Source organism: Streptomyces sp. NPDC015242 (genome assembly GCF_043079125.1).
Lineage (GTDB): Bacteria > Actinomycetota > Actinomycetes > Streptomycetales > Streptomycetaceae > Streptomyces.
Genome location: NZ_JBIBUF010000008.1, coordinates 78,567 through 95,099 on the forward strand (window position 1 = coordinate 78,567; position 16,533 = coordinate 95,099).

A 16,533-nucleotide genomic window follows, 5' to 3' on the forward strand; every position below is an offset into this window, starting at 1 on the left:
GTTCGCCTGGTGAAAAATAGTTCACTGCATTCCGGTGTGAGTTTCCGACGGCATGCGGCCGCTGTCAACGGGCATGCGGTGAACAGTCAAAGGAACGGTGCAGGGGTCGGAAGGTGCCCGGAGCCGGACTCGAACCGGCACGCCCGCGAAGGGGCAGCGAGGTTTAAGCTCGCCGTGTCTGCATTCCACCATCCGGGCAGGCCATGGGCTCCGCAACGAGGTTCCGAGACTATCGGGACGGATCCCCCGAACAGCGGAAGGGCGGACCGATGTTGTCTTATTTTATTGACGTCTGAGGGTGCATCAGCACACGGAACGCGCCATCCGCACTTGCCACCAGCCTTACGTGTGCTGGTCGGCGGCGTATGCGGAATGACGGAATTTCACCGCCCGAACGAGGGCACACCACCTGTTCTCGACAGCCGGAAGCACCGGTTCCCGACACGGGACCTCCGTCGGGGGCGTTCGTCATTCCCAGGTATGACACCGCACCGCTCCGTCAGACCCGAGTCGCCCCCCAGAACCAGAACTACGGGTGACTACACGGCGGCATCGGACCCGGACGATGGAAGACGTCCTTCCAGCACACCGCCGTCCGACAGGAGTCCCATCCCGTGACCACCGCATCCCTCGCCGACCGGGCCACCACCGTGGCCGCGCGCGCCACGGATCTGTCGAAGATCTACGGACAGGGTGAGACCCAGGTGGTCGCCCTGGACCGCGTCTCCGTCGACTTCCGGCAGGCCGAGTTCACCGCGATCATGGGCCCCTCCGGCTCCGGCAAGTCGACCCTGATGCACTGCGTGGCCGGTCTCGACACCTTCTCCTCCGGGTCGGTGCGCATCGGGGACACCGAGCTGGGCTCCCTGAAGGACAAGCAGCTCACCAAGCTGCGCCGCGACAAGATCGGCTTCATCTTCCAGGCCTTCAACCTGCTGCCGACCCTGACGGCCCTGGAGAACATCACCCTTCCGATGGACATCGCGGGCCGCAAGCCGGACAAGCAGTGGGTCGACTCGGTGATCCGCATGGTCGGTCTCGCCGACCGGCTGAGCCACCGCCCCGCCCAGCTCTCCGGCGGGCAGCAGCAGCGCGTCGCCGTGGCACGGGCGCTCGCCTCCCGGCCCGAGATCATCTTCGGGGACGAGCCCACCGGCAACCTCGACTCCCGCTCCGGCGCCGAGGTGCTGGGCTTCCTGCGCAACTCCGTGCGGGAGATGGGCCAGACGGTGGTGATGGTGACCCACGACCCCGTGGCCGCGGCCTACGCGGACCGGGTGGTCTTCCTGGCGGACGGCCGGATCGTCGACGAGATGCACCGGCCGACGGCCGACTCGGTCCTGGACCGCATGAAGGAGTTCGACGCCAAGGGCCGCACCAGCTGATCCCCCGTCAGGACCGACAGGACTGAGAACCGCCACCATGTTCCGTACCGCCTTGCGCAACGTCCTCGCGCACAAGGCCCGGCTGCTGATGACCGTGCTCGCCGTGATGCTCGGCGTCGCGTTCGTCTCCGGCACCCTGGTCTTCGCCGACACCCTCTCCAACGCCTTCCGCAACCAGTCGGCGAAGAGCTACGACGACGTCGCCGTCTCCGTCAGCTCGTACGCCGACCCGGACAACCCGAAGGAGGAGCCGGGCCTGACCGGCAAGGTCCTCGACGAGATCGCCGCCGTGAACGGCGTAGCCGGGGTGTACGGCCGCGTCGAGGGCTTCGCCGGGGTCGCCGACCCCGACGGCAAGCTCATCGGCGTCGGCTGGTCCAACAAGGGCTCCAACTTCGCCCCCGGCAAGGACGGCAAGGACCCCGCCTACACCTTCACCGACGGCTCCGGCCCGGTGAAGGACGACCAGGTCGCCCTGGACGAGGAAACCGCCGCCAAGGGCGAGTACCGGGTCGGCGACCGGGTGCGCGTCGCGACCAACGGCCCGGTGAAGGAGTACACCCTCAGCGGGGTGTTCACCACCGAGGACGGCGCCGTCAACGCCGGCGGCAGCCTCGTCCTCTTCGACACCGCCGTCGCCCAGAAGCAGTACCTCTCGCCCGGCTACTTCGAGAGCGCCACCGTCACCGCCGCCCCCGGCGCGCACGACAAGAGGATCCTGGACGCGGTGAAGCCGCTGCTGCCGGACACCGCCGAGGCGCAGACCGGTCAGGCGCTCGCCGACGAACAGGCCGAGCAGATCGAACAGGGCATGGGCAACCTCAAGCAGGTCCTGCTCGGCTTCGCGGGCATCGCGCTCTTCGTCGGGATCTTCCTGATCTCCAACACCTTCACGATGCTGGTCGCCCAGCGCACCAAGGAGATCGCTCTGATGCGCGCCGTCGGCGCGTCCCGCCGGCAGATCACCCGCTCGGTGCTCGCCGAGGCCGCGCTGGTGGGCCTGGTCGCCTCGGCCGTCGGATTCGTCCTCGGCATCGGTCTGGCGGTCGGACTGCGCTCCGGCATGGCCGCGTTCGACATGAAGATGCCGGACGGTCCACTGGTCCTGTCCGCCACGCCGGTCCTCGCGGCGTTCGCGGTGGGTGTGCTGATCACGGTGTTCGCCGCCTGGCTGCCCGGCCGCCGGGCCGCGAAGATCCCGCCGGTGGCGGCCATGAACAGCGTCCACGCGGTCGCCACCACCAAGTCGCTGGTGCTGCGCAACTCCATCGGCGCGTTGGTCACCGCCCTGGGCGCGGCGGGGATCGTGGCGGGTGCCTCGACCGGCGGTGACGAAGGCCGCGTGTACATCGGGGCGGGCGCGTTCCTCGCGCTGGTCGGCGTGATCATCCTGATCCCGCTGCTGTCCCGGCCCGTGATCGCGCTCGTCCGTCCGCTGCTCGTCGGCCCGTTCGGAGTGGCGGGCAAGCTCGCCGGCCAGAACGCGGTCCGCAACCCGCGCCGCACCGGAGCCACCGCCTCGGCGCTGGCGATCGGGCTGACGCTGGTGACCGGCCTGTCGGTGCTCGGCGTCACGGTCGGCACGGCCATCGACAAGATGACCACCGATAACATCAAGGCCGACTACATGGTCTCGATGGCCAACGGCGGTCACCTCGACCGGTCCGCGCTGACGGCGCTGGCGAAGGCCGAGGGCGTCTTGGCCCTCTCGCCGCAGCAGGACGCCTACTTCAAGGTCGGCGGCGACGACTTCGTGTCCGCCTCGGCCGTCACCCCGGGCGACATCGAGAAGGTCCTGACCGTCGACGTCGTCAGCGGCAGCGCGGACTCGCTCGCCCAGGGCCGGATCGCGGTCGCCGAGAAGACCGCGAAGAGCCGCGGCTGGAAGACCGGCGACACCGTCCCCGTCACCTTCGGCGACGACAAGAAGGCCACTTTGACGGTCGGCGCCGTCTACAAGGACAGCGAGTTCCTCTCCCCCGTCCTCATCGACCGGAAGATCGTGGACCGGCACGAGACGACGCCGTCCATCGTGCAGATCTTCGTGAAGATCGACGGCGGCCAGACCGCGGCGAACGAGCAGGTCCTCGTCGACGCGCTGGGCGACAACCCGGCGATCACCGTGATGGACAAGCAGGACATCCGCAACGAGTTCGGCGGCGCCATCAACACCCTGCTGAACGTGATGTACGGCCTGCTGGCGATGGCCCTGATCATCGCGGTGCTGGGCGTCGTCAACACCCTGGCCATGTCGGTCTTCGAACGGCAGCAGGAGATCGGCATGCTGCGCGCCATCGGTCTGGACCGGCGCCGGGTGAAGCGGATGGTCCGGCTGGAGGCCGTGGTCATCTCGGTGTTCGGCGCGGTGGTCGGCATCGGTCTCGGGGCGTTCCTCGGCTGGGCCATCGGCGAGACCTTCGCCGACCAGATCCCGGGCTACGCGCTGGTCCTGCCCTGGGACCGGATCGGGATCTTCCTGGTGCTGGCCGGTCTGGTGGGCGTCCTGGCCGCGATGTGGCCGGCTCGCAACGCCGCCCGGCTGAACATGCTGAACGCGATCAAGGCCGAGTGACCTCGCCGCGCAGCGGCACACCGAAGGGCCGGGATCCCCGCGACGGGGATCCCGGCCCTTCTGCCGCCGCGGACGGGTCAACCGCGACCGGGCGCACCCCAGGTGCGGGCCCTCAACGGCATCCCGGAGGCGCCCGATTCCGGCGTCCGCACGGCCAGGACCTGGTTGACGCCGATGCGGTTGCGCTCGAAGGCCACGGCCGAGGCGGCCATGTAGAGGCGCCAGACGCGGGCGCGGCCGGGGCTGGTCAGCTCGACGGCCCGCGCCCAGTCGGCCTCCAGGCGGGACACCCACCGGCGCAGGGTGAGCGCGTAGTGCTCGCGGATCGACTCCACGTCGCGCACCTCGAACCCGGCGCGCTCCAGCTGCGTGACGGTACTGCCGAGCGGCTGGAGCTCACCGTCGGGGAAGACGTAGGAGTCGATGAACGCGTCGACGCGGTAGGCCGTCTCGTCGCGTTGCGGGCGGCGGGCGATCTGGTGGTTCAGCAGCCGTCCGCCGGGCTTGAGCAGGTCGTACAGGTCGGCGGCGTACTCCAGGTAGCGGTCGGCGCCGACGTGTTCGGCCATGCCGATGGAGGAGATCGCGTCGTACGGCCCGTCGCGGACGTCGCGGTAGTCCTGGACGCGGATCTCGACCTTGTCGGTGAGGCCCTCGTCGGCGACGCGCTTGCGGGCGTACGCGGCCTGTTCCTGGGAGAGGGTGACGCCGACGACGTGCACGCCGTGCTCGCGGGCGGCGTGGACGGCCATCGAGCCCCAGCCGCAGCCCACGTCGAGCAGCCGCTGACCCGGCTTCAGGTCCAGCTTGCGGCAGACCAGTTCGAGCTTGTCGTGCTGGGCCTGTTCGAGGGTGGCGTCCGGGGCGGGCCAGTAGGCGCAGGAGTACACCATGGACGGGCCCAGGACGATCTCGTAGAAGTCGTTGCCGACGTCGTAGTGGTGGCTGATGGCGCGTCTGTCGGTGCGCTTGGTGTGCACGTGGCGGCGGGGGCTGCGGGTCTCCTCGCGCGGCGGGGCGGGGGGCAGCGGGGATCCGGCCAGCCTGACGAGTCCGCGGACGGCGGCGCGGACCTCGGGGTCGCGCAGGGCCTGGGCGAGGGTGCGGGCGTCCTCGCCGCGCTCCCAGATCAGTCCGGACAGCAGGTCGAGGGTGGTGTAGAGGTCGCCCTCGATGTCCAGGTCGCCCGCCACCCAGGCGCGGGCCAGGCCCAGTTCGCCGGGCTTCCACAGCAGGCGGCGCAGGGCGCGGCGGTTGCGCACGACCAGGATCGGCGCGCCCGGCGGGCCCGCCTGCGAACCGTCCCAGGCGCGGATGCGCACGGGAAGCGGTACGTCCAGCACCTGTGCGAAGAGACCCTGCAGCCGCTGCGCGGCGTCTGCCATGGTGTACACCTCCGTGACGGAGATCCCGGAATGTCGACACCACGTAAACACCTGTGCGGCCCCGGCGCAGTCCCCCACGCGCGTCACGACTGGGCAAACCCTGGGAGGGCGTACGCCACCGCGATCGATCGGCTCAGCCCCCGGCCCCCGGGGGGCGTCCGTCGGGGCCTTGTACGTCCGGCGGCGCACGACGAAGGGCCTCCCGCACCACGGACGGTGGGAGGCCCTTCGGCCGGACGGTAACGGACCGGAGGTCAGGAGGCCTTGGCCTTCTCCTCGGTCTTCTCCTTCGGCGCGGCGGCGACCGGGGCCGGCTTGGCGGCCTCGTAGAACTCCTCGCGCGGCGTCTCGATGGCGCCGAGCGAGACGACCTCGCGCTTGAGGAACATGCCCAGGGTCCAGTCGGCGAAGACGCGGATCTTGCGGTTCCACGTCGGCATCGCCAGGCCGTGGTAGCCGCGGTGCATGTACCAGGCGAGACGGCCCTTGAGCTTGATCTTCATCTTGCCCATGACGATCATCGCGACGCCCTTGTGGAGGCCGAGACCGGCCACCGCGCCCTTGTTGGCGTGCGCGTACTCCTTCTGCGGGAAGCCCCGCATGCCGGAGAGCACGTTGTCACCGAGCACCTTGGCCTGGCGCAGGGCGTGCTGGGCGTTCGGCGGGCACCAGGCGTTCTCGTTGCCGGCCTTGCGGGCCGCGAGGTCCGGGACCTGGGCGTTGTCGCCGGCGGCCCAGATGTAGTCGGTGCCCTGGACCTGGAGGGTCGGGGTGCAGTCGACGTGGCCGCGCGGGCCGAGGGGCAGGCCGTAGCGGGACAGGACCGGGTTGGGCTTGACGCCGGCGGTCCAGACGATGGTGTTGGAGTCGACCTCGAGGCCGTTCTTCAGGACCACGTGGCCGTCGACGCAGGAGTCCATGGAGGTCGACAGGTAGACCTCGACCCCGCGGCCCTCCAGGTGCTCCTTGCCGTACTTGCCGAGCTTGGGACCCACCTCGGGGAGGATCTTGTCGGCGGCGTCGACGAGGATGAAGCGCATGTCCTCGCGGGACACGTTCTTGTAGTACTTGGCCGCGTCGCGGGCCATGTCCTCGACTTCGCCGATGGTCTCGGCACCGGCGAACCCGCCGCCCACGAAGACGAAGGTGAGGGCCTTGCGGCGGATCTCCTCGTCGGTGGTGGAGTCGGCCTTGTCCAGCTGCTCCAGGACGTGGTTGCGCAGGCCGATGGCCTCCTCGATGCCCTTCATGCCGATGCCCTGCTCGGCGAGGCCGGGGATCGGGAAGGTGCGGGAGACCGCGCCGAGCGCGACCACCAGGTAGTCGAAGGGCAGCTCGTAGGCCTCGCCGACCAGCGGGGAGACCGTGGCGACCTTGCGGTCCTGGTCGATGGTGGTGACCCGGCCGGTGAGGACCTCCGCCTTGGGCAGCACGCGTCGCAGCGGGACGACGACGTGGCGAGGGGAGATGTTGCCGGCGGCGGCTTCGGGGAGGAAGGGCTGGTAGGTCATGTACGACCGGGGGTCGACGACCGTGACGGTCGCCTCGCCGTAACGCATCTTCTTGAGGATGCGCCGAGCTGCGTACAGGCCTACGTACCCACCGCCTACTACGAGGATCCTGGGACGCTCCGTGGTGCTCATGCCATCGAGTATCCACCCGCCTGAGGGGGGTACCTCGTGCGCCCCTTCACAAGCTTGTGGAGGGGATGTGCTATCCTCCGCCGCCCGCGTGATCCACGTCATGGTGACAAGTGGGAGCGTTTGTGCACGGCCGACCGTTGTCAATGCCGCGTGAGCTGCCTCTCTGAGTCACAGGAGGGTCTGTGAGGCCCCCTCGGAGGGTCGCTCCGGGGGCCTTCCCGGCACCCTCCATACCATGCTTCTGAACATGTTCAAGGGGCTGTTCGGTCCCCGGACGGGTCAACCGGGCCCTTCCGATCGCCCGCAGGGGCCGAATTCCTTGTGAAGAACTTCACGAACTTTCTCGGCGGGCTGTCTCCGGGGGGTCCCCACGGGCCCCCCGGACCCGCTCATTCGTGATCCATGCCTGCTCAGAAGCGGGCTACGCCACCGACCACGCGATGCCGTCGAGGATGTCGTGCTCGCTGACGACGACCTCCTCCGCACCGGTCCGCTCCATGATCGACAGGAGGACCAGGGCCCCCGCCCCGATGACGTCGACCCGGCCCGGGTGCAGGGAGGGCACGGCCGCGCGCTCGGCGTGGGTGGAGCGCAGCAGCCACTCGGTGATCTCCCGGACCTTCGCACGGGAGACCCGGGAGTGGTGGATGGCCTCGGAGTCGTACGCGGGCAGCTCCTGGGCGATCGCCGACACGGTCGTCACCGAGCCGGCCAGGCCGACCAGGGTGCGCGCCTCGCCCAGCGGGACCGTCTCCCCGGCCAGGTCCAGAGCGGCCTCGATGTCGGCCCGCATCGCGGCGATCTGCTCCCCGGACGGCGGGTCGCTCACCACGCCGTCCCGGACCAGGTGCCGCTCGGTCATGCGCACGCAGCCGATGTCCACCGAGCGCGCCGCGCGGACCCGGTCGTCACCGACGACGAACTCGGTCGAGCCGCCGCCGATGTCCACCACCAGGTAGGGCGTGGGCAGGTGGTCCCGCCCGGCCAGCTCCCTGGTGGCGCCGGTGAAGGAGAACTCGGCCTCCTGGTCCCCGGAGATCACCTCGGGCTCGACGCCCAGGATGTCCAGCACCCCACGCACGAACTCGTCCCGGTTCCCGGCGTCACGGGAGGCGGAGGTGGCGACGAAGCGCAGCCGCTCCGCCCCGTGCTCCTTGATGATCCCGGCGTACTCGCGGCAGGCCGCGAAGGTCCGCTGGAGCGCCTCGGGGGCGAGCCGGCCGGTGCGGTCGACGCCCTGCCCGAGCCGGACGATCGTCATCCGGCGGTCCAGGTCGGTCAGCTCGCCGGTGGCCGGGTCGGCGTCGGCGACCAGCAGCCGGATGGAGTTCGTACCGCAGTCCACGGCGGCGACACGGGTCACTGGGCGTCCTCCTCGGCCGTCGTCACGCACGCGCCCTTGCGCCACCACTCCGGCAGCATGGCCAGCGCCTCGTCGCCCAGCGGGTTCACGCCCGGGCCCGCGGCCAGCGAGTGGGCCACCAGGACGTGCAGGCACTTCACCCGGTCCGGCATGCCGCCGGCGCTCGGGAAGTTCTTCAGCTCCTCGATCTCGTCACGGCGCCGGACGTAGTCCTCGTGCGCCGCCCGGTAGGCCGCCGCCAGCTCCGGGTCCGAGGCCAGCCGCTCGGTCATCTCCTTCATCACGCCGTTCGCCTCCAGCGTGCCGATCGCGGAGTTCGCCTTCGGGCACGTCAGGTAGTACAGCGTGGGGAACGGCGTGCCGTCCGGCAGCCGCGGGGCCGTCTCGACGACGTCGGGCTGTCCGCAGGGGCAGCGGTGCGCGATGGCCCGCAGGCCGCGCGGGGGCCGACCGAGCTGCTGCTTGAAGGCCTCGACGTCCGCGTCGGTGGGCTCGGTGCGCGGGGTGGTCGGCGGGGGCGTTTCCATGACTGTCTTCAGGCTGTCTTTCTCTGGGTGTTCCGCTGGGTCACTGGGGCGCGTCACTGGTCGGAGGCGTCGGCCTTGTCGACCCCGTCCCAGACATTGGCGTACCAGGGGCGGTCGGCCGCCCCGAGGTCGGTGCGCGACTGCTTCGCCGCGTGCGGGTCGATCACGATGAAGCCCGTCTCCCCCGGCATGACGTAGTGCAGCCGCCGGCGGATCTGCTGCTCGGCGTACGCGTCGTCCTGCCAGCGCGCCTTGAGGTCGCGCAGGTGCTCGACCCGCTCGCGGGCCTGCTGCTGCTCGCGCCGCAGGTCCTCGATCTCGGCGCGCTGGGAGACGTACTGCCGCATCGGATAGGCCAGGGCCACGATGAGCGAGCACATCACCAGGGCGAGCAGCGCGGCCCGGCCGGTCAGCCGGGAGCGGCGGGCCTGCCGCTTGGTCTGCGAACGGTAGACCCGGGCCGCGGTCTGCTCACCGAGCAGCCGGATCCTGGTCGCGGTGGAGAACCGGTCCCGGTCCTTCACGGCCATGTCTGTCCGCCTCCCGCTGCACCGTCATACGCGCGTACGTCCCCGGACACGGTACGGGACCGAGTACGGGGACGTACGTACGACGCTGCCTCGAACGGGTCGGGCCTTTCGCGGTCAGCCCTTGAAGCGCGGGAACGCGCTGCGGCCGGCGTAGACCGCGGCGTCGTCGAGGATCTCCTCGATGCGCAGCAGCTGGTTGTACTTGGCGACGCGCTCGGAGCGGGCCGGGGCGCCGGTCTTGATCTGGCCGCAGTTGGTGGCGACGGCCAGGTCGGCGATGGTGACGTCCTCGGTCTCGCCGGAGCGGTGGGACATCATGCACTTGAAGCCGTTGCGCTGGGCCAGCTCCACGGCGTCCAGGGTCTCGGTGAGCGAGCCGATCTGGTTGACCTTGACCAGCAGGGCGTTGGCCGCGCCCTCCTCGATGCCGCGGGCCAGGCGCTCGGGGTTGGTGACGAACAGGTCGTCGCCGACGAGCTGGACCTTGTCGCCGAGCTTGTCGGTGATGGTCTTCCAGCCCTCCCAGTCGTCCTCGAACAGCGGGTCCTCGATGGACACGAGCGGGTACGCGTCGACGAGCTCCGCGTAGTACTCGGTCATCTCGGCCGCCGAGCGCTCCTTGCCCTCGAAGGTGTAGACGCCGTCCTTGTAGAACTCGGAGGCGGCGACGTCGAGCGCCAGGGCGATCTGCTCGCCCGGGGTGTAGCCGGCTTCCTTGATGGCCTCGAGGATGAGGTCGAGGGCCTCGCGGTTGGAGCCGAGGTTCGGGGCGAAGCCGCCCTCGTCGCCGAGGCCGGTGGCCAGGCCCTTGCTCTTCAGGACCTTCTTCAGCGTGTGGTAGACCTCGGCGCCCCAGCGCAGGGCCTCGGAGAAGGACTCCGCGCCGATCGGGGCGATCATGAACTCCTGGATGTCCACGTTGGAGTCGGCGTGCGAGCCGCCGTTCAGGATGTTCATCATCGGCACCGGCAGCAGGTGCGCGTTCGGGCCGCCCAGGTAGCGGAACAGCGGCAGGTCGGACGCCTCGGAGGCGGCGTGGGCGACGGCCAGCGAGACGCCGAGGATGGCGTTGGCGCCGAGGGAGCCCTTGTTGTCGGTGGCGTCCAGGTCGAACATCGCCTGGTCGATCAGACGCTGCTCGGTGGCGTCGTAGCCGACGAGCTCCGGGCCGATCTGCTCGATGACCGCGAGGACGGCCTTCTCCACACCCTTGCCGAGGTAGCGGTTCGAGTCGCCGTCGCGGAGCTCGATGGCCTCGAAGGCGCCCGTGGAGGCGCCGGACGGGACGGCGGCACGACCGGTGCTGCCGTCGTCGAGGCCGACCTCGACCTCGACCGTGGGGTTGCCTCGGGAGTCCAGGATTTCCCGGGCTACGACGACGTCGATGGACGGCACGAGCATCTCCTTCTTCATGTGACGCGGGTACGCGGGTCGCGTGGACCCGGCGGGGTGCGGGCCGGTGGCTCGCGACATGAGCCTAACCGGCTCCGGGCGATCGGCCACCGGGTCGCCCACCCCATGGACAGAACCGAGAGTAAATTGTTTCCGAACGGAACAAAGCCGGTTCGCCACATCCGGCCGAAACCTCCGCCGACGGCCCGGCCGGAAAACACCCCGCCCCGGCGTGTACGGCAACACGCCGGGGCGGAGAGCCCGTGGGGACGGGGGTGGGCCGCTGCTTACTTCAGGTGCAGCTGCTGGCCCGGGTAGATGAGGTTGGCGTCCTCGACGATGTCCTTGTTCAGCTGGAAGAGCCGCTCCCAGCCGCCCTTGACCTTCTCCTCGGCCGCGATCGAGCTGAGGGTGTCGCCCTTGGCGACCTTGTACTCGCCGTCGCCCTTCTTGACCTTCTTGCCGGTCGGGGTGGTGACGGTCTTCTTGGCGGCCGGGCGCTCGTCGGAGCGGGAGGCCGGCTGCTGCTGGGTCTCGCGGGTCTCGGTGCTCTGCTGGCTCTGGCTCTGGCTCTGGCTCTGCGAGGAGCTGCCGGAGTCGGTGGAGCCGCCGCCGGTGTAGCCGGCGCTGGACAGGCCCTTGCCGCAGACCGGCCAGGCACCCTTGCCCTGGCCCGCGAGGACCTTCTCGGCGATCTCGATCTGCTGGGCCTTGGTGGCCTGGTCGGCGGTGGAGGCGTACTTGGTGCCGCCGTAGCCGGCCCAGGTGGAGGCGGAGAACTGCAGACCGCCGTAGTAGCCGTTGCCGGTGTTGATGGACCAGTTGCCGCCGGACTCGCACTGGGCGACGGCGTCCCACTCGGACGCGGTGGCGGCGGAGGCGTTGCCGGCCGCCATCAGCGGGGCGGCGACGGCGGCACCGGTGACACCGGCGATGGCGATGGCGCGAGTGGCCTTGGACGGACGGCGGTGCGTGCCCTTGCCGGAAAACAGCATGGAGAGATCCCCTCACCGACGCCTGCGAGGTGAGCTGTCGGGTTCGGGCCGGTTGAGTTGCCCGGCCGCGTCCCTCACGGGACACGGCTTCACCCCAAGCCCTTCCGGCCAACCGGCCGGTCGGGCACCTACCTTGGGTCCCCCGCTCCTGCCTACGGCGCTTGACGCGACGACTGTTCCCGGGCGGCCGCTGGCAGGATTCGGCGTTGCGGCAGCCGGGGCTCGCGGTGACGAGCGATCACGACCGTAGACAGGTGATCCGCCGAATTTCAAAGACGATCAGGGCTTCTGAGATCTATCTCTCACCGCTCTTATATGGGACATTCAGTGCGAAACACGGCGTGAACTCGCGTGGTTTCGGGGCGACTTCCACCGCCGTTTCCGCACTGCCCGAACGACTACCTCTCGCCCGCTTCGTCCGCTTGACCAGGCGTCTGACCGGCGACGACGGCGGCCTCGCCGCCCTCGGCGGCCTGCTCGTCCCCGGCGGCCTGTTCCTGCCATGCGCCGCTGATCCGGAGGGAGTCGGCGATGGACCAGGCGTCGTCGCCGACACCCACGATGTAGGCACCTTCGGACGCCTCGCCGGCCGCCGCGTCGTCGCGCGCCGCATGCCGGCCCGTGGAGCCGGCCGCGGACCCGTCCGCGGATCCGGTGCCCTCGTCGGCGCTGGGGCCGCGATGCCGGCCGGAGCCGGTGTCCGCGAGGCCGGAAGAGCCGCCGTCCGGGCGGGAGTTGCCGGACGCCTCGGCCTCAGGGGACGCCGACGGCGAGCCGCCGGACCCCTCCCGCGCCGAGGGCGAGGAGGAGGCCTCGGGCGACTTGTCGGACTTGGCGGATTCGTCCGGAGCTGCCGACGGACCGTCAGACGGCGCGCCGGACGGGGAAGCCGACGGGGACGCGGTGGACGGAGAGGGCGAGGAGGACCCGGACGGATCCAGCGAGTCGAGCAGCCCGGACGAGCCGGACGAGCCGGATGAAGCGGAGTCACCGGACGAACCGGACTCGCCGGCCCGGTCCGGCGCGCCCTGCTCGAGACCGGAGAGCAGTCCGCAGGTGCGCCACGCGCCGACCCCCTGGTCGGCGAGGATTCTCTCCGCCACGGCTATCTGCTGGGAGCGGCTGGCCAGGTCGGCGCTCGCGGCGTATTCGAGGCCGCCGTGGTTCTCCCAGTCCTCCTGGGACAGCGCGAGGCCGCCGTAGTAGCCGTTGCCGCTGTTCTGGCTCCACGCGCCGCCCGTCTCGCAGTCCGCGACCCGGTCCCAGGTCGAGCCGTCCGCCGCACTGGCACCGGAGGCCCCGAGGAGCGGGATCGCGATGGCGGAGCCGGTCACTCCGGCCGCGACGAGGAGTGCCGGAGCCTGGCGGGGGCGACGGTGCCGACCGTTCCCGGAGAGCATACGGAGACCTTTCGCGAGACAGCAGTGACCCGCTGGCCGGGCGTCCCGGCCGCGTTGATGGGTGAACGTATCGGCAGACGATCACTTGTCACAAGTTCATGCCGCGCAGATCACGTGAAGATCACATTCCTGAGGGTGTGTCACCTGGACACGGGCGTGAACTCCACCGGCAGGGTCCGCAGGCCGCGCATGATGAGCCCGCCGCGCCACCTCAGCTCCTCCGGGTCCGCCGCGAGACGGAGGTCCGGCAGGCGCGTGAGGAGGGTGGCGAGCGCCGTCTGGCCCTCCAGACGGGCGAGCGGGGCGCCCAGGCAGTAGTGGATGCCGTGGCCGTAGCCGAGGTGCTGGTTGTCGCGCCGGGACAGGTCGAGCACGTCCGGATCGGCGAACCGCTCCGGGTCCCGGTCGGCGGCGGCCAGGACGACCAGGACCGGGTCGCCCGCGTCGATCCGCTGCCCGCCGAGGGTGAGCGGCTGCGTGGCGAACCGCCAGGTGGCGAGCTCGACGGGGCCGTCGTAACGCAGGAGTTCCTCGACGCCGGTCTCCAGCAGGCCACTCTCCCCCGCGGCGAGGGAGGCCTGCAGGCGGGCGCGCTGCCCGGGGTGGGTGAGCAGGGCGTAGGTACCGTTGCCGATCAGGTTCACGGTCGTCTCGAAGCCGGCGAAGAGCAGGATGAAGGCCATGGCCGCGGCCTCGTTCTCGGTGAGGTGCTCGCCGTGGTCGGAGGCGCGGATCAGGCCGGAGATGAGGTCCTCGCCCGGGCCGGGTTCGGCGGGGAGCGCCTCCCGCTTGCGGTGGATGAGGTCGGCGAGGTAGCCGCGCATCTTCTTCACCGACCGGGCCACCCCGCCGCGCGGGCCGCCCTGGTGACGGATCATCATGCCCGCCCAGTCGCGGAAGTCGTCCTGGTCCTCGCGGGGGACGCCGAGCAGGTCGCAGATGGCGTAGATGGGCAGCGGGAAGGCGAACTCGTGGATGAGGTCGGCGCCGCCCTTCCCGGCGAACCCGTCGATGAGCCGGTCGGTGAGCTCCTGCACCCGCGGCGCGAACTCGGCGACCCGGCGGGGCGTGAACGCCTTCGACACGAGCCGCCGCAGCCGGGTGTGGTCCGGCGGGTCGATGTTGAGCAGGTGCGTCATCAGCTCGGCCTTGCGCTCCCCGGGGATCCCCGTCTTGCCCTTGGCGTGCGCGGGTTCGTCGTGGTGCGCCGGGTTCTTGGAGAGCCGGGGGTCGGCGAGGGTCTGCTTGGCGTCGGCGTAGCGCGTGACCAGCCAGGCCTCGACGCCGCTCGGGAGCCGGGTCCGGTGCACGGGGCTGTGCTCGCGCAGCCAGGCGTAGGCGGGGTAGGGGTCGCTCGCGAACTCCCAGGTGAACAGGTCGGGGGCGGGGGCCGGGGCGGGCGGGCTGGGCTGGGGCTGGTCGGTCACGCTCCGACCGTATCCGGCCCGCCGGCCCCGTCCTGTCCGGGTCCGCTCAGCCCTCCGCCTGCCGGATCGCGTCCCGGTAGGCGCGCGCCGCCGCTCTCAGGGCCGCCTCGGGGTCCACGCCCTCCGCCTCAGCGCGGACGGCCAGGGCCAGCAGCTCGTAGCCGATGCCCTCGACGGGCGGCAGCGGTATGTCCAGACCGGCTGTGCGGGCCCGGGAGGCCAGCTTGGCCGCGAGGGCCAGGCCGGGCTGGCCCAGCGGGACGCCCTCGGTGACGGACGTGCGCCGCTTCTCGACGGCCTTGGTGCGCAGCCAGTGCTCCTTGACCTCCTCGGGGGTCGTGGCCGTCGCGTCGCCGAAGACGTGCGGGTGGCGGTGGATCAGCTTGGCGACGATGCCGCCGGCCACGTCGTCGACGGAGAACGGCTCGTCGGGGTCCTCCTCCGCGATGCGGGCATGGAAGACCACCTGGAGCAGGACGTCACCGAGCTCCTCGCGCAGTTCGTCGCGGTCGCCCTCCTCGATCGCCTCGACGAGTTCGTACGCCTCCTCGATGCCGTACTTGGCCAGTCCCTTGTGGGTCTGCTGGGAGGACCAGGGGCATTCGGTGCGGATGCGGTCCATGACCTGGACGAGGTCGAGCAGGCGGGCGCCCGGCAGGTCGTAGGAGGCGGGCAGCAGCTCCAGCTCGGGCATCGTGAGGCGGCCGCCGCCGGCCAGGCGCGCCAGGCCGTCGGTGAGGGCCGGCTCGCCCTCGCCCGTCGCCACGACGACCACCGTGCGGCCGCCGGCGCAGGCGTCGACGAGCTCCTGCGCGGTCGGGGACGACTCCTCGACCGCGATCCCCGCCTCGCGCAGATAGGGCAGCTGCGGATGGGCGCCGTCCGCGCACAGCACCCGGTCGGCCGCGTGCAGGGCCTGCCAGGCGGGCCAGGACAGCAGGCCGGGGGCGACGCGGTGGCTGGTGGTGAGCAGGACGATGCGGCCCGCCGCGGCCGCGTCGGGGGCGGCCGGCCGGGGGCCCGGGGTGGCTTCGGGACTGTTGGCGTTCACGGTTCGAAGCTATCCCACGCCGCCGACGGGGCCCGGGGTTGTCCACAGGCCTCGCGCGGGGCCTGTGGACGTCACGTCCGCGGGAGGGGCCGGCCGGGCCCTACATGCTCTGCGGCCGGTTCTGCGCCGCCGTCACGTCCCGCACCCACGGCGTCCGGGCGTCGGCGAGGCTGCTCTTCTTGGCGTCCCAGGTGCCGTACCGGGGGTTGAGGTCGACGTCCAGTTTCTCGGAGGCCTCGGACAGGGCCGTCCAGAACTCGGGACGGGTGGTGTCGGTGCCCAGCTTCTCGGCGAGCTTCTGCGCCTCCAGCTGGAGGCGGAGGTTCTCCTCCAGGCGCTGCGGCGGGATGCCGTACTGCTGCAGCCAGGTCGTCTCCAGCGCCTCGGGGCCGCCGGCCTGCTGCTCCAGGCCGGACCGCATCTTCTGGATCTCCTTGCGGCTGACGGTCACACCGGCGTCCGCGGCGGCGCGATGCAGCACCCGGTCGAGGACCATGGTCTGCAGGGTGTCGCGGGTGAGCGTGCCGGTCCTGGCGACGGCCTGCTGGTACTGGGCGTCGTCACGCACGGCGGCCCGCTGGGCCGCGCGGACCTCTCCGACCCGCTCCTCCAGCTGGGAGACGGTGATCCGCTGCCCGCCGACCACGGCCGCCGCGCCGGGATGCGCGTCGTTCCCGCAGGCGGTGAGCAGCGGCACCGCGGCGATCGCGGCGGTGAGCAGGAGCGCGGTGCGACGGCGGCGGTGCAAGGAGACCTCCCGAGGAGATTGTGCGACGGTGCACAAAGTCTTGCGGTGATCGATGGTAGGCAGTGGCCAGGCTCTGGCCAACCCATTCGACCAACGATTCACCGGGACTTCCGGC

The 16,533-nt window shown here is 71.0% G+C and carries 13 protein-coding genes, 1 tRNA gene and 1 riboswitch; of the genes, 2 read left to right on the forward strand and 12 right to left on the reverse strand.

What is annotated here, in order from left to right; genetic code table 11:
- Nucleotides 1-114: 114 nt before the first annotated feature.
- Nucleotides 115-198: transfer RNA gene (locus tag ACF07N_RS25875), tRNA-Leu, on the reverse strand.
- A gap of 416 nt (nt 199-614) precedes the next feature.
- Between ACF07N_RS25875 and ACF07N_RS25880 the strand changes: the two genes are divergently transcribed.
- Nucleotides 615-1,385, forward strand: coding sequence for an ABC transporter ATP-binding protein (locus ACF07N_RS25880; protein WP_344539293.1), 771 nt, complete (start codon nt 615-617; stop codon nt 1,383-1,385).
- A gap of 37 nt (nt 1,386-1,422) precedes the next feature.
- Nucleotides 1,423-3,957: an ABC transporter permease gene (locus ACF07N_RS25885; RefSeq protein WP_392117191.1), complete on the forward strand. Its 2,535-nt coding sequence runs from the start codon at nt 1,423-1,425 to the stop codon at nt 3,955-3,957.
- A gap of 77 nt (nt 3,958-4,034) precedes the next feature.
- Here ACF07N_RS25885 and ACF07N_RS25890 read toward each other — a convergent pair whose 3' ends face one another.
- From ACF07N_RS25890 to ACF07N_RS25940, 11 genes are all read right to left on the reverse strand, one after another.
- Nucleotides 4,035-5,342, reverse strand: coding sequence for a class I SAM-dependent methyltransferase (locus tag ACF07N_RS25890; RefSeq protein WP_392117193.1), 1,308 nt, complete (start codon nt 5,340-5,342; stop codon nt 4,035-4,037).
- Nucleotides 5,343-5,596: 254 nt separating this feature from the next.
- On the reverse strand, nt 5,597-6,985 hold the full coding sequence (locus ACF07N_RS25895) for an NAD(P)/FAD-dependent oxidoreductase (RefSeq protein WP_383330054.1): 1,389 nt from the start codon (nt 6,983-6,985) through the stop codon (nt 5,597-5,599).
- Between the two features lie 421 nt (nt 6,986-7,406).
- Nucleotides 7,407-8,348: an exopolyphosphatase gene (locus ACF07N_RS25900; RefSeq protein ID WP_392117196.1), complete on the reverse strand. Its 942-nt coding sequence runs from the start codon at nt 8,346-8,348 to the stop codon at nt 7,407-7,409.
- Nucleotides 8,345-8,875 (reverse strand): DUF501 domain-containing protein, encoded by a 531-nt coding sequence (locus ACF07N_RS25905; protein ID WP_306966285.1) that lies wholly within the window; start codon nt 8,873-8,875, stop codon nt 8,345-8,347. Before ACF07N_RS25905 ends, ACF07N_RS25900 begins: the two co-directional genes overlap by 4 nt.
- Nucleotides 8,876-8,928: 53 nt before the next feature.
- Nucleotides 8,929-9,405, reverse strand: a complete 477-nt coding sequence (locus ACF07N_RS25910; protein ID WP_094053532.1) for a septum formation initiator family protein — start codon at nt 9,403-9,405, stop codon at nt 8,929-8,931.
- 114 nt (nt 9,406-9,519) lie between these two features.
- Entirely contained in the window at nt 9,520-10,800 is a 1,281-nt protein-coding gene (gene eno, locus ACF07N_RS25915; protein ID WP_094053598.1) for a phosphopyruvate hydratase, read from the reverse strand.
- A 284-nt stretch (nt 10,801-11,084) separates the two neighbouring features.
- Entirely contained in the window at nt 11,085-11,792 is a 708-nt protein-coding gene (locus tag ACF07N_RS25920) for a transglycosylase family protein (protein ID WP_392117200.1), read from the reverse strand.
- 4 nt (nt 11,793-11,796) lie between these two features.
- Nucleotides 11,797-11,962: riboswitch (cyclic di-AMP (ydaO/yuaA leader) on the reverse strand.
- Nucleotides 11,963-12,190: 228 nt separating this feature from the next.
- Nucleotides 12,191-13,192: a transglycosylase family protein gene (locus ACF07N_RS25925; protein ID WP_392117203.1), complete on the reverse strand. Its 1,002-nt coding sequence runs from the start codon at nt 13,190-13,192 to the stop codon at nt 12,191-12,193.
- Between the two features lie 140 nt (nt 13,193-13,332).
- Nucleotides 13,333-14,619, reverse strand: a complete 1,287-nt coding sequence (locus tag ACF07N_RS25930) for a cytochrome P450 (protein WP_392117206.1) — start codon at nt 14,617-14,619, stop codon at nt 13,333-13,335.
- Between the two features lie 46 nt (nt 14,620-14,665).
- Nucleotides 14,666-15,670, reverse strand: coding sequence for a nucleoside triphosphate pyrophosphohydrolase (locus ACF07N_RS25935; protein WP_383330037.1), 1,005 nt, complete (start codon nt 15,668-15,670; stop codon nt 14,666-14,668).
- Between the two features lie 100 nt (nt 15,671-15,770).
- The gene (locus tag ACF07N_RS25940) at nt 15,771-16,418 is read right to left on the reverse strand and encodes a SurA N-terminal domain-containing protein (protein ID WP_383330034.1); all 648 of its coding nucleotides are present in this window, start codon (nt 16,416-16,418) and stop codon (nt 15,771-15,773) included.
- Nucleotides 16,419-16,533 lie beyond the last annotated feature (115 nt).

Bases quoted from the DNA above. Each gene is read 5' to 3' on its own strand.
- ACF07N_RS25895 (WP_383330054.1), bottom strand. From the start codon at position 6,985: ATGAGCACCACGGAGCGTCCCAGGATCCTCGTAGTAGGCGGTGGGTAC.
- ACF07N_RS25885 (WP_392117191.1), top strand. From the start codon at position 1,423: ATGTTCCGTACCGCCTTGCGCAACGTCCTCGCGCACAAGGCCCGGCTG.
- ACF07N_RS25920 (WP_392117200.1), bottom strand. From the start codon at position 11,792: ATGCTGTTTTCCGGCAAGGGCACGCACCGCCGTCCGTCCAAGGCCACT.
- ACF07N_RS25925 (WP_392117203.1), bottom strand. From the start codon at position 13,192: ATGCTCTCCGGGAACGGTCGGCACCGTCGCCCCCGCCAGGCTCCGGCA.
- ACF07N_RS25905 (WP_306966285.1), bottom strand. From the start codon at position 8,875: ATGGAAACGCCCCCGCCGACCACCCCGCGCACCGAGCCCACCGACGCG.
- ACF07N_RS25910 (WP_094053532.1), bottom strand. From the start codon at position 9,405: ATGGCCGTGAAGGACCGGGACCGGTTCTCCACCGCGACCAGGATCCGG.
- ACF07N_RS25890 (WP_392117193.1), bottom strand. From the start codon at position 5,342: ATGGCAGACGCCGCGCAGCGGCTGCAGGGTCTCTTCGCACAGGTGCTG.